Origin of the sequence: Caballeronia sp. GAFFF2 (genome assembly GCF_023631485.1) — a bacterium.
Taxonomy (GTDB): domain Bacteria; phylum Pseudomonadota; class Gammaproteobacteria; order Burkholderiales; family Burkholderiaceae; genus Caballeronia.
Genome location: NZ_JALQDA010000009.1, coordinates 24198 through 37623, shown reverse-complemented (window position 1 = coordinate 37623; position 13426 = coordinate 24198). Strand labels below are relative to the sequence as shown.

At 63.2% G+C, this 13426-nt stretch carries 9 protein-coding genes; 6 read left to right on the top strand and 3 right to left on the bottom strand.

The window, feature by feature from the left end; translation table 11 throughout:
* The first annotated feature begins 5 nt into the window (after positions 1–5).
* The 6 genes from NCT04_RS05555 to NCT04_RS05530 all read left to right on the top strand — a co-directional run bounded on the left by NCT04_RS05555 (position 6) and on the right by NCT04_RS05530 (position 10769).
* Positions 6–371: a hypothetical protein gene (locus NCT04_RS05555; RefSeq protein ID WP_250464271.1), complete on the top strand. Its 366-nt coding sequence runs from the start codon at positions 6–8 to the stop codon at positions 369–371.
* A 530-nt stretch (positions 372–901) separates the two neighbouring features.
* Positions 902–1771, top strand: coding sequence for an IclR family transcriptional regulator (locus tag NCT04_RS05550; protein WP_244827547.1), 870 nt, complete (start codon positions 902–904; stop codon positions 1769–1771).
* A gap of 387 nt (positions 1772–2158) precedes the next feature.
* Positions 2159–3532: an MdtA/MuxA family multidrug efflux RND transporter periplasmic adaptor subunit gene (locus tag NCT04_RS05545; protein WP_250464269.1), complete on the top strand. Its 1374-nt coding sequence runs from the start codon at positions 2159–2161 to the stop codon at positions 3530–3532.
* Positions 3533–3560: 28 nt separating this feature from the next.
* Entirely contained in the window at positions 3561–6683 is a 3123-nt protein-coding gene (locus tag NCT04_RS05540; protein WP_250464267.1) for an MdtB/MuxB family multidrug efflux RND transporter permease subunit, read from the top strand.
* A 3-nt stretch (positions 6684–6686) separates the two neighbouring features.
* On the top strand, positions 6687–10022 hold the full coding sequence (locus tag NCT04_RS05535) for an efflux RND transporter permease subunit (RefSeq protein ID WP_244827544.1): 3336 nt from the start codon (positions 6687–6689) through the stop codon (positions 10020–10022).
* Between the two features lie 87 nt (positions 10023–10109).
* Entirely contained in the window at positions 10110–10769 is a 660-nt protein-coding gene (locus tag NCT04_RS05530) for an NAD(P)H-binding protein (protein ID WP_244827543.1), read from the top strand.
* Positions 10770–10784: 15 nt separating this feature from the next.
* Here NCT04_RS05530 and kdpE read toward each other — a convergent pair whose 3' ends face one another.
* The 3 genes from kdpE to NCT04_RS05515 all read right to left on the bottom strand — a co-directional run bounded on the left by kdpE (position 10785) and on the right by NCT04_RS05515 (position 13379).
* A complete protein-coding gene (kdpE, locus tag NCT04_RS05525; protein ID WP_250464265.1) occupies positions 10785–11483 on the bottom strand; it encodes a two-component system response regulator KdpE in 699 nt (232 codons plus the stop codon).
* 54 nt (positions 11484–11537) lie between these two features.
* The gene (locus NCT04_RS05520; RefSeq protein ID WP_250464263.1) at positions 11538–12512 is read right to left on the bottom strand and encodes a quinone oxidoreductase family protein; all 975 of its coding nucleotides are present in this window, start codon (positions 12510–12512) and stop codon (positions 11538–11540) included.
* 87 nt (positions 12513–12599) lie between these two features.
* Entirely contained in the window at positions 12600–13379 is a 780-nt protein-coding gene (locus NCT04_RS05515) for an SDR family oxidoreductase (RefSeq protein ID WP_244827540.1), read from the bottom strand.
* Positions 13380–13426: the final 47 nt, after the last annotated feature.

Here is a 13426-nt window from a genome sequence, read left to right as displayed (position 1 = left end):
GAGGCATGGGACTCGCATATATTCGCCGCCAGTCCACATCTCTTCGCGCCAACGTTGCCCCCATGCTTTATATGAATTTCGTCGTGGCCCTCTTCGCCGGGGTCCTGCTTTTCGAGCCTTTCACCCGTCCTCCTGTCTCCCGCTTTACCACGCACCAGATGCGCCGCAGTCTGGCCAAGCGCGCCTACTATCAAGCGGCGGCGGCATTTTTCGCGGCGCTTTTGATCGCCACCAGTCAGCCAGCGCCCGAACGCATTTCGCCAGTATTCGTTTTGAGCGTCGCGTTGCTTTTGTTACTTGCCGGCGTGTACTGGATCATGCGCGGCAAGCGGCTGCTTCGGCAGCGCCGTGTGTTCAACGAATTCGATTGAATCGACTCACCGGCGGCGCATCGCGCGCCGCTATAGGTCCACGCACCCGGCCTTCGGGCGCGCGCCTCGCCCTCTTCCAGCGTCTCCGCAACCCTTCGCGCCGAAGCAAGCTAGCTTCCAGTCCGACGCCATTTCTGCTTTCAGCGTATATTCAGTGCGTTTGTTACCGCAAACATAGGGCGAAAAAAAAGGCGCTATGTTTCCATAGCGCCTTAAAAGTTCTAGCCATTCCGAGGGCCGTGCTAGAACCTGAGAGCCGGTCATTCAAGCGGGGAGCGGAAAGCAACTGTGCACGTCGCCCCACCAGTTTCGAAATTCGGTTCCATTTTTTATGGGATTGCTGCCCAAGTCAAGCAAAATCTCCGGCGCAGAACTTCTGCCCAAGGTAATCTTTGCAAACCCCTAACAAGAGAAATGTTTCATCCCGTCTACCGCTTATCGATGAGAGGCTTGCACCGCTTGCAAGTTTAAGCGGCATCCGGGTTATTTAGCGTCAGTCCGCATCCGAAACTACGTTTCAGAAAATAAGAATGCACACATTAAAAAGCCGGCTACCAGACCGGGAAAAACCGAGAGAGAGAGAGGGCGAAGAAGTCACGGCGCTTGCGCGCGGTCTTGACGTTCTACGCCGTATCGCTGCCGCCGATGCCCCTGTCAGCAACCGAGAGCTGACCGAATGGACCGGCATTCCCAAACCTACCGTGTCGCGTATCACAGCAACGCTCGTCGGCGCGGGCCTGCTGCTGCGGCTGCCCGACAGCGAGCGTTTCGTGCTGACCGCCTCGGTTCTGGAATTCAGCAACGGATTCTTACGCAATTTCGATATTCGTGCTCGGGCGCGCCCCTACCTCATCGCGCTCGCCGAGGAAACCAGCCTGTCGGTGCATCTGGCGGTGCGGGACCGGTTGGAAATGGTCGTTATCGATGCCATCCGTCCGCGTTCGGCCGTGCTCGTCTCACGTCTTGAAGTGGGCGGAAGGATGGACCTGACCCGTACCGCCGTGGGGCGCGCGTACTTGTCCGTGCTGTCGCAGGCGGATCGCGAGACGCTCATCGGTAGTCTGCAGATCGCATCCGGCGACGACTGGCCGCTCATCGCGATGGGACTTCGGCACGGTATCGAAGACACGCATCGCAATGGCTTCGCTGTTTCGATCGGCGAATGGCATCTGGGGCTCAACGCGGTCGCGGCGGGCTTCATCGGTCCGTCGGAAGAGCGTTACTCCGTGAACTGCGGCGGCGCGGCACATCAGTGTCCCGAAGAGACGCTCATCGAAACAGTCGCGCCCGCGCTGTTGCGCTGCGTGAGCCAGATCGCGCACGAGATCGGCGGCACGTCCGGCGCCGCATCGGCGGCCATCGCGATGGCTGCCTCTACGGACTTGCGCGCCACCGAGTAGACTTGACACCCCTGACGTATTGGCCGGCCGACCCATCGACGGGTTCGGCCGGCCTGCGCTCGCATCGTGCGAAAGCCATGTCAGGCCGCGTGTAACACTCGTAATCAGCCGAAAGAAAGGTAGGTGGACGGGCCTCGATGCGGGACGTAGCATCATGCTTCGCACGACTGCGCGGCGTTGGTGCGGCTTGTATGCGTCGTGTCTCTTCGTTGCGGTTTCGTCATGCGCGGCAGCGCTTCGAACGCGTCGCGACAAAGCTTCATGTGCTCATTGCCCGCATTCAGGTCCTCGCCTCGATGCGGCTTGCAGATTGCGCTGTCCTGCCTGGCGTTCGCGCGCCGCCTTGGGCGCTCCAACGAATCACTTGAAATACCAGCCACAGAACCGATGGACGACCAAAAGAATTCTCCCGGACAACCGCAGAAACCGTCCAACTCGCCTGATCGACCTGCCACGACCACGCTCGGGGAACGCCCGCCAAGGCGGCGCAAGCTCGTCCCGCTCGTGATCGCTTTGCTGATTGTCGCGGGAGCCGTCGCCTGGTGGCATCCTTGGAGCCGCAACAGTGCCTCGGGTCAACCACAGGATGCACGTCAGGGCGGCGGCCGTCGTGGCGGCGGCGCGAACGCGATGAATCAGCCGCAGCCCGTGCACGTCGCGACCGTCGCGCAAGGCGAGATGCCGGTGGTCATCAATTCGCTCGGCACGGTCACGCCGCTTGCCAACGTCACGGTCAAGACGCAGCTCAATGGCACGCTGATGGACGTGGCCTTCAAGGAAGGCCAGATGGTCAAGAAGGGCGACGTGCTCGCGCAGATCGACCCGCGTCCTTATGAGATTTCGCTGCGTAACGCCGAAGGCACGCTGGCGCGGGATCAGGCGCTGTTGCAGACCGCGAGGCTCGACTTGCAGCGCTATCAGACGCTACTCTCGCAAGACTCCATCGCCAAGCAACAGGTCGACACTCAGGGCTCGCTCGTCAAGCAGTATGAAGGCGCGGTCAAGTCGGACATGGCCAACGTCGATACCTACAAGCTCGATCTCACCTACGCGCGCATCACGGCGCCCGTGTCGGGACGCGTCGGCCTGCGTCAGGTCGATCCCGGCAATTACGTGACGACGGGTGACACCAACGGCGTCGTGGTCATCACGCAATTGCAGCCGATCAGCGTGATCTTCACCACCTCGGAAGACAACCTTGCCGCCATCCTGAAGCCGCTGCACGCGGGCACGAAGATGTCGGTGACGGCATATGACCGCGCCAATACGGTTGCGCTCGAATCGGGCTATCTGGAAACCCTCGACAACCAGATCGACACCACCACCGGCACCGTCAAGCTGCGCGCGACCTTCGACAACAAAGGACTCGGGCTTTTTCCGAACCAGTTCGTGAACACGAAGCTGCTCGTCGATGTCATCAAGGACGCGCTTATCGTTCCGACTTCGGCGGTGCTGAACGGCTCGTCGGGATCGTTCGTGTATGTCGTCAAGCCGGACAATACGGTGACGGTGCGCAACGTGAAAACCGGTCCCGTCGATGGCGAGCGCACCAGCATCAAAACCGGTCTGCAGGCCGGCGAGCGCGTGGTGATCGACGGCTCCGACCGGCTCAAGGAAGGCGCGAAGATCACGATTCCGGCGGACAAGGCCAAGGGTGCTTCGGGCGCATCCGGCGCTTCAGGTGCATCGGCGGCGGCTGCCGCGTCGGCAGCTTCGGGCGCGCGTCATGGCGGGCATCGTCGTCAGCAACCGCAGCAGTGACAGTTAAGCCAAGAGCAACCAGAGCCGCATGAATCCATCTCGCCTTTTTATCCTGCGTCCGGTCGGCACGGCGCTTCTGATGGCGGCGATCATGCTGGTCGGCCTCGTCGCGCTACGTTTTCTGCCGCTGTCCGCGCTGCCCGCGGTCGACTATCCGACCATCCAGGTGCAGACGTTTTACCCCGGCGCGTCGCCGGATGTGATGACCTCCAGCGTCACCGCGCCGCTCGAAAAGCAGTTCGGGCAGATGGCGAGCCTGAACCAGATGTCGTCGCAGAGTTCGGCGGGCGCGTCGGTCATCACCTTGCAGTTCAGTCTGGATTTGCCGCTCGATATCGCCGAGCAGGAAGTTCAGGCCGCCATCAACGCGGCGGGCAATCTGCTGCCGTCCGACCTGCCCGCCCCGCCGATCTACGCGAAAGTGAACCCCGCCGACGCGCCAATCATCACGCTCGCGATCAGTTCCAAGACACTGCCGCTCACCAAGGTCCAGGATCTCGCCGACACGCGCCTCGCGCAGAAGATTTCGCAAGTCGCAGGCGTGGGTCTCGTGTCGATCAGCGGCGGCAACCGCCCCGCCGTGCGCATTCAGGCGAACACACGCGCGCTGGCCTCGTACGGGCTGAATATCGACGACTTGCGCACGACTATCGCCAACCTCAACGTCAATACGCCGAAGGGCAATTTCGACGGCCCATCGCGCAACTACACCATCAATGCGAACGACCAGTTGACCGATGCAAGCGCGTACCAAAGCGCGGTGGTCGCATACAAGAACGGCCGGCCGGTCATGCTCACCGATGTCGCCACGGTCGTCGAAGGTCCGGAGAATACCAAGCTCGGCGCGTGGGTCGACGCGACGCCCGCCATCATCCTCAACGTGCAGCGTCAGCCGGGCGCGAACGTCATTCAAGTGGTGGACGGCATCAAGAAGCTGCTGCCAGGCTTGCAGCAATCGCTGCCGGCGGCGCTGGACGTGCGCATCGTCACGGACCGCACCACGACCATCCGCGCGTCGGTGCGCGACGTGCAGTTCGAACTCGCGCTCTCCGTCGTGCTGGTCGTGCTGGTAATTTATCTGTTTCTCGCCAACGTCTACGCCACCATCATCCCGAGTCTTTCCGTGCCGCTGTCGTTGGTCGGCACGCTCGCGATCATGTACCTGTGCGGCTTTTCACTCGACAATCTTTCGCTGATGGCGCTGACCATCGCGACAGGCTTCGTCGTCGACGACGCCATCGTCATGATCGAAAACATCGCGCGCTATGTCGAGGAAGGCGACCCGCCGCTCGAAGCAGCGTTGAAAGGCTCGAAGCAGATCGGCTTCACCATCATTTCGCTGACCGTTTCGCTGATCGCGGTGCTTATCCCGCTGCTCTTCATGGGCGATGTGGTTGGCCGTCTGTTCCACGAGTTCGCGATCACGCTCGCCGTGACCATCGTGATCTCGGCTATCGTCTCGCTCACGCTCGTGCCGATGATGTGCGCAAAACTCCTGCGCCACACGCCGCCCAAAGACAGCAAGCGCTTCGAGGCGCGCGCCCACAAGTTCATCGACTACGTGATCGGCCGCTACGCCGTCGCGCTCGAATGGGTGCTGGAGCGGCAAGCCGCGACGCTCGTCGTCGCCCTGCTGACGCTCGTTTTGACCGCCGTGCTGTACATCTTCATTCCGAAGGGCTTCTTTCCCACGCAGGACACCGGCGTGATCCAGGCGATCACGCAAGCGCCGCAGGCCGCGTCGTATCAGGCCGTGGCCGAGCAGCAGCAGGCGCTCGCGCAGAAGATTCTGCAGAACCCGGATGTCGAAAGCCTGACTTCGTTCATCGGCGTGGACGGCACCAACATCACGCTGAACAGCGGGCGCATGCTCATCAACCTGAAGCCGCGCGACGACCGCAGCAACACGTCGAGCGACGTGATCCGTTCCATTCAGAGCGACGTCGCGGACATTCCTGGCATCAAGCTGTATATGCAGCCGGTGCAGGACTTGACGATCGATTCCACCGTCAGTCCGACGCAATATCAGTTCATGCTGACCGACCCGAACCCGTCCGAGTTCGCGGAATGGGTGCCGAAGCTCGTCGAGCGGCTGCAACATACGTCCATTCTCACGGATGTGGCGACCGACCTGCAGCAGAACGGCCAGTCGGTGTATATCGAAATCGACCGGCCGACGGCGGCGCGCTTCGGCATCACGCCCGCGACGGTGGACAACGCGCTTTACGACGCCTTCGGCCAGCGCATCATTTCGACCATCTTCACGCAGTCGAACCAGTATCGCGTGATCCTTGAATCGGAGCCTTCGGACGCGCACTACAGCGAGATCCTGAACGGCATCTATCTGCCGTCGTCCACTTCGACGACGGGGCAGGTGCCGCTCAACACCATCGCCAAGTTCCACGAGCGCGCGGCGCCGTTGCTCGTCACGCATCTGGGCCAATTCCCGGCGACGACCGTTTCCTTCAACCTGGCCAAGGGCGAATCGCTTGGGGCGGCGGTCAAGGCCATCGAGCAGGCGAAGAACGACATCGGCCTGCCCGCGTCGTTCCAGATTCGCTTTCAGGGCGCGGCGCTCGCGTTCCAGGCTTCGCTTTCGAACGAACTGTTCCTGATCCTCGCGGCCATCGTCACGATGTATATCGTGCTCGGCGTGCTGTACGAGAGCTTCATCCACCCGATCACCATTCTCTCGACGCTGCCGTCCGCAGGCGTCGGCGCGCTGCTTTCGCTGATGGTCACCGGGCACGATCTGGACATCATCGGCATCATCGGCATCGTGCTCTTGATCGGTATCGTGAAGAAGAACGCCATCATGATGATCGACTTCGCGCTCGAAGCCGAGCGCGATCAAGGCAAGTCGCCGCGCGACGCGATCTTCCAGGCGTGTCTGCTGCGCTTTCGCCCGATTCTCATGACGACGATGGCCGCGCTTCTCGGCGCGCTGCCGCTCATGATCGGCTGGGGCGCGGGTTCGGAGCTGCGGCATCCGCTCGGTATCGCGATTGTCGGCGGTCTCATCGTCTCGCAGTTGCTCACGCTCTTCACCACGCCCGTGATCTATCTGGCCTTCGATTCGCTCGGCCGCCGGTTGCGCGCGCGCTTCGGCGGCGGCATGCACGAGCCGCGGCCCGCCGCCGACGCGGAGTAAGCCATGAACATGTCGCGCATTTTCATCGACCGGCCCGTTGCGACGACGCTGCTCGCGGTGGGCATCGCGCTCGCCGGCATGTTCGCGTTCGTGAAGCTGCCGGTCGCGCCGCTGCCTCAAGTCGATTTTCCGACCATCTCCGTGCAGGCGCAGTTGCCGGGCGCAAGTCCCGAAACCGTGGCGACGAGCGTGGCGAGTCCGCTCGAACGGCATCTCGGCTCCATCGCCGATGTCAGCGAGATGACTTCGCAAAGCGCGGTCGGCACCACGCGCATCACGCTGCAATTCGGCCTGAACCGCGACATCGACGGCGCCGCGCGCGACGTGCAGGCCGCCATCAACGCCGCGCGCGCCGACTTGCCAACCGCGCTGCGCAGCAACCCGACGTACCACAAGGTGAACCCGGCCGACGCGCCCATTCTGGTGCTCGCGCTCTCCTCGCCTACCCGAACCGCGGGCGCGCTTTACGACTCCGCGGCGACCGTGCTGCAGCAGACGCTTTCTACCGTGCCGGGCGTCGGCGAAGTGGACGTGAGCGGCTCGGCAAACCCGGCCGTGCGCGTGGAACTCGAACCGGGCGCGCTGTTTCACTACGGCATCGGGCTGGAAGACGTGCGCGCGGCGCTGGCATCGGCGAATGCGAACAGTCCGAAGGGCGCAATCGAATTCAAGGACAACCACGTCCAGCTCTACACCAATGATCAGGCGAGCAAGGCGTCGCAATACAAGGATCTGGTCGTCGCCTATCGCAACGGCTCGGCGGTGCATCTTTCGGACGTCGGCGAAGTGGTCGATTCCGTGGAAGACCTGCGCAATCTCGGCCTCATCAACAACAAGCACGCGGTGCTCGTCATTCTGTACCGTCAGCCGGGCGCGAATATCATCGAGACGATCGACCGCGTGAAGGGCATGCTGCCGCAACTGCAAGCCGCCCTTCCCGCCGATGTCCTGATCACCCCGACAGCGGACCGCTCGACCACCATCCGCGCCTCGCTGCACGACACTGAACTCACGCTCGTGATCGCGGTGGCGCTCGTCGTGATGGTCGTGTTCCTGTTCCTGCGCAACTGGCGCGCAACGCTGATTCCAAGCGTCGCCGTGCCGATATCGATCATCGGCACCTTCGCGGCGATGTATCTGCTCGGCTTCTCGCTCGACAATCTCTCGCTGATGGCGCTGACCATCGCGACGGGCTTCGTGGTGGACGACGCCATCGTCGTGCTGGAGAACATCTCGCGGCATGTCGAGAACGGCGTGCCGCGCATGCAGGCCGCGATACTCGGCGCGCGCGAGGTCGGCTTCACGGTGCTGTCCATCAGCATTTCGCTCGTTGCCGTGTTCCTGCCCATCCTGCTGATGGGCGGTATCGTCGGGCGCCTGTTCCGCGAGTTCGCGCTGACCTTGTCGCTGGCGATCGCCGTATCGCTCGTGGTGTCGCTCACCGTCACGCCCATGATGTGCTCGCGTCTGCTTCAAGAGCCGCATCAGAAGAAGAAAGAAGGCCGGCTCGCGCTCTGGCTCGAACGCCAATTCGAGCGCATGCAGCGCGGCTATGCGCGCACGCTTGGCTGGGCGCTCGGGCACCCGCGGCTCATCCTGCTCATTTTGCTCGCGACCATCGGGCTGAACGTCTATTTGTACATCATCGTGCCGAAGGGCTTTTTCCCGCAGCAGGACACGGGGCGTATCGTCGGCGGCATTCAGGCGGACCAGAGCACCTCGTTTCAGGCGATGAAAGGCAAGTTCTCGGAGATGATGCGAATCGTCGAATCGGACCCGGCCGTGGACAGCGTCGCCGGTTTCACGGGCGGGCGCACGACCAATTCCGGCTTTATGTTCATCTCGCTCAAGCCGAAGAGCGAACGCAAGGTGTCGGCGGATCAGGTCATCAACCGTCTGCGCAAGCCGCTTGCCGATGTCGCGGGCGCGCGCACCTTCCTGCAAGCCGTTCAGGATATTCGCGTGGGCGGGCGGCAGTCGAATGCGCAGTATCAATTCACGTTGCTGTCCGACACCACGAGCGACCTTTACACGTGGGCGCCCAAGCTCACCGAGGCGCTGCTCAAGCGCCCCGAACTCACCGACGTGAATTCCGACCAGCAACAAGGCGGTCTCGAAGCGATGGTGACCTTCGACCGCGCCACGGCCGCGCGTCTGAACATCAAGCCCGCGCAGATCGACAACACGCTCTACGACGCCTTCGGCCAGCGCCAGGTCTCGACCATCTACAACCCGCTGTCGCAATACCACGTGGTGATGGAAGTCGCGCCGAAATACTGGCAGGACCCGGAGATGCTCAAGCAGATCTACATCAGCACGTCGGGCGGCACGGCGAGCGGCACGTCATCGACTAATTCGACCACCACTTCCGGCGCCAACTCGACGGCGTCCACCTCGGCGACCGGCTCGACCGGCGCGGGTGGCTCGTCCACCAGCAGTTCCGACACAGCCGCCGCGCTGGCGCTCGCTTCGGTCAAGAATTCGGCGACCAACGCCATCGCGGCGAGCGGCAAGTCGAGTTCGTCGTCAGGCGCGGCGGTTTCCACATCGCAGGAAACGATGGTGCCGCTTTCGGCCATCGCGAAATTCGGGCCGGGCAATACGCCGCTTTCCGTCAATCACCAGAGCCAGTTCGTGGCTTCCACCATCTCGTTCAATCTGCCGCCGGGCAAGTCGCTCTCGGAGGCCACCGCCGCGATCTACGAAACGATGGCCGAAATCGGCGTGCCGCAGACCATCCACGGCAGTTTTCAGGGCACGGCGCAGGCGTTCCAGCAGTCGATGAACGACCAGCCTATCCTGATTCTCGCGGCGCTCGCGGCCGTGTATATCGTGCTCGGCATTCTGTATGAAAGTTATATCCATCCGATCACGATTCTCTCCACACTGCCGTCGGCGGGCGTCGGCGCGCTGCTTGCGCTGCTGCTGTTCAAGACGGAATTCAGCATCATCGCGTTGATCGCGGTCATCTTGCTGATCGGCATCGTGAAGAAGAACGCGATCATGATGGTGGACTTCGCTATCGAGGCCACGCGGCACGGCGCCAAGACTTCGCGCGATGCCATCGAGGAAGCGTGTCTCTTGCGCTTTCGCCCGATCATGATGACGACCGCCGCCGCGCTGCTCGGCGCGCTGCCACTCGCGTTCGGAACTGGCGAAGGATCGGAGATGCGCGCGCCGCTTGGCATTGCAATCGTCGGCGGGCTGATCGTGAGTCAAATGCTGACGCTCTATACGACGCCGGTGGTTTATCTGTACATGGACCGCTTCCGTGTGCGCGCAGAGGAACGGCGCGCGCGGCGGCGTGGCAATGCGCGGCCGGCAAGCGCGGTGGAGTGACGCGAGGCCGCGCAAGCACGGATAGCACAAGGCGCCGAAATCGCCTACTTTGATTGTCGAGCCGGCCACCGCAAGGGAGCGAACTCAATGAAGACGATGAAAGTTCTGCTGATCGGCGCGCACGGCCGCACGGGCCGGCTTATCGCGCAAGGTCTTCATGACCACGCCGCGCCTTTTCGGGCGCTGCTTCGCAAATCCGCGCACAAGAGCGAGTTCGCGGCGCTGGGCGCCGAAATCGTGCTCGGCGATCTCGATCAGGACTTCTCGCATGTCTTCGACGACATCACGCACGTGATCTACGCGGCGGGATCGTCCGAGAGCGAAGGCGTGCACGAGGAACGTGCGATCGATCGCGACGCCGTCATGCGCACCGCCGATTACGCAAAGCGCCGGCGCGTGCGGCAACTCGTCGTCGTAAGCGCGCTGACCGCGTTTCATCCGGAGCGCAATCCGCTTTCCCTGCGTCATTACTCGCGCATGAAACGCGAAGCCGATGCCTACGTCATGCGGCGCGGCGTGCCTTACGCGATCCTGCGTCCTGGCCCGCTATCCGACGAACCCGCGCGCGGCACGATTGCGCTCGCGGACGAGACCACGGTCGAGATGCCCGACGTGTCGCGCGAGGATGTCGCGCGCATTGCGCTGCGTTGCGTGGCGCTTGGCGTGCGGGATCGGGTCATCGGCTTCGTCGGCGGAAACGAACCGCTCGACGCCGTGCTCGATACCTACGCCGCGGTCACCGCGTAATTCGAACGACGCACGTCACACGACTCCCACGAGCCGATATCCCACGCCCGTTTCCGTGACGATATGCTCGGGCTGCGCCGTATCGCGCTCGAGCTTCTGCCGCAGATGCGCCATGTAGATGCGCAGATAATGCGGACTCTCCACATGCGACGGTCCCCACACTTCCTTCAGCAATTGCCGATGCGTCAAGACGCGCCCCGCATGCCGCACGAGCGTGGCAAGCAGGCGATATTCGATCGGCGTCAGATGCACGCTCTCGCCGTTTTTCGTGACGCGCCGCAACGCGAGATCGACGGTGACATCGCCGAAACGCACGGCCGGCGTCTCGCTGCCCGCCGCCTGATTGCGCCGCCGCAAATGCGCGCGAATACGCGCCATCAACTCGGAAACGCCAAACGGCTTGGTGAGATAGTCGTCGGCGCCGGCATCGAGCGCGGCGACCTTTTCCGCTTCCTGCGTGCGGGCCGAGAGCACGATCACCGGCAATTCGGTCCAGCCGCGCAGTTCGCGAATGACGTCGAGGCCATCGGTATCCGGCAGCCCCAGATCGACGATCACGAGATCGGGCTTGCGCGTCGCCGCTTCGATCAGACCTTGCTGGCCGGTTTCCGCTTCGTGCACGGTCATGCCCTCGGCTTCCAGGGACACGCGCACGAAGCGGCGAATCTGCTTTTCGTCCTCGATCAGGACGACGGTGACGGACGGCTCGCTCATATCGATGCTGTTCTATTTCTTAGTTTCAGTGAGAATCCGTCACGCGGGAAAGGCTCAAGGCAAAAGAATGGTCGAGCCCGTCGTCTTGCGCGCTTCGAGGTCTTCATGCGCGCGGGGCGCGTCGGCCAGCGAATAACGTTGCCGCACGTTCGTCCTGACCTTCCCCGACGACACGACTTCGAACAGTTCCGCCGCCATGGCATCCAGATCGGCGCGCTTGGCGATATAGCTGAAAAGCGTCGGACGCGTGAAGTAAAGCGAACCGCGCCCGGCGAGTTCGGATGAATCGATAGGCGGCACCGGACCCGACGAATTGCCGAAGCTCACGAAGTATCCAAGCGGCGAGAGGCTGTCGAGCGACGCGATATACGTGTCCTTGCCGATGGAATCGTAGACCACCGGCACGCCCGCGCCGTTGGTGATCTCGCGCACACGCTGCGTGAAGTTGTCGCGCGTGTAGACGATCGCGTGATCGCAGCCATGCGCCTTCGCGATCTCCGCTTTCTCGTCCGAACCGACCGTGCCGATCACCGTCGCGCCGAGCGCCTTCGCCCACTGCACCGCGAGCAGGCCGACGCCGCCCGCCGCCGCGTGGATCAACACCGTTTCGCCCGCCTTCACGCGATAGGTCCGGCGCAGCAGATATTGCGTGGTCAGTCCTTGCAGCATGATCGACGCGGCATCTTCGTAGCTGATCGCATCCGGCAGCTTGACGACGAAATCCGCCGCCATCACGCGTTCCTCGGCATAAGCGCCCGGCGGACGCGACGCATACGCCACGCGATCGCCCGGTTTGAATTGCGTGATGCCCTCGCCCACCGCCGTGACTTCGCCCGCGCCTTCCATGCCGAGCCCGTTGGGCAGCGGCATCGGATAAAGCCCGGTGCGGAAATACACATCGATGAAATTGAGCCCGACCGCGTGATGCTTCACGCGGATTTCACCCTTGCCCGGCTCGCCCACGTTCACGTCGACCCACTTCATGACTTCGGGGCCGCCTGTCTTGTCGAATCGGATTGCCTTGGTCATCGCTTGAATGTCTCCGTCGGTTCAGTTCGCCATGTGTCGAGAATCAAGTGCGCCGTTCGCGCTGATGCGCGTGCGGTGCGGCTGCGTTCAGTACGTGCCCGGATAAGCGCCGCCATCGATCAGCAGATTCTGCCCGGTGATGTAGCCCGCATGCGCGCTGCACAGGAACGCGCAGGCCCGGCCGAACTCGTCCGGCTCGCCGAAGCGTCCAGCGGGCAGCGCGTCCGCGCGACGCTTGCGCGCCTCGTCGATGCTGATGTTCTGCGCCTTTGCCTGCGCTTCGAACGTCACGGCGACGCGGTCGGTGTCGAAGGTGCCGGGCAGCAGATTGTTGATGGTCACGCCCGTGGACGCCACCTTGCGCGCCACACCCGCGACGAAGCCCGTGAGCCCGGAGCGCGCGCCGTTGGAGAGCCCGAGCACATCGATCGGCGCCTTCACCGACGAGCTCGTGATATTGACGATGCGTCCGAAACCGCGCCCGATCATCCCGTCGATGGTCTGCCTGATGAGTTCGATCGGCGTGAGCATGTTGGCTTCGAGCGCCTTGATCCACATGTCGTGCGTGAAATTGCGGAAGTCGCCCGGCGGCGGCCCGCCCGCGTTGTTGACTAGGATGTCCGGCTGCGGACACGCGGCGAGCGCGGCGGCCTGGCCCTCGGGCGTGGCGATGTCGCCGGCCACGGTCTTCACGTCCACGCCATAAGCCGCGCGGATGGCGGCGGCCGTCGCTTCGAGCGTTTCCGCCGTGCGCGCGGTGATGACGAGATTGACGCCCTCGGCTGCGAGCGCCTCGGCGCAACCGCGCCCGAGTCCCTTGCTTGCCGCGCAGACGAGCGCGGTGCGCCCTGCGATTCCCATGTCCATCGTCCATCCTCCAAAGGTTGTCTCGACTGTTTCGGTTCGGAGCGCGT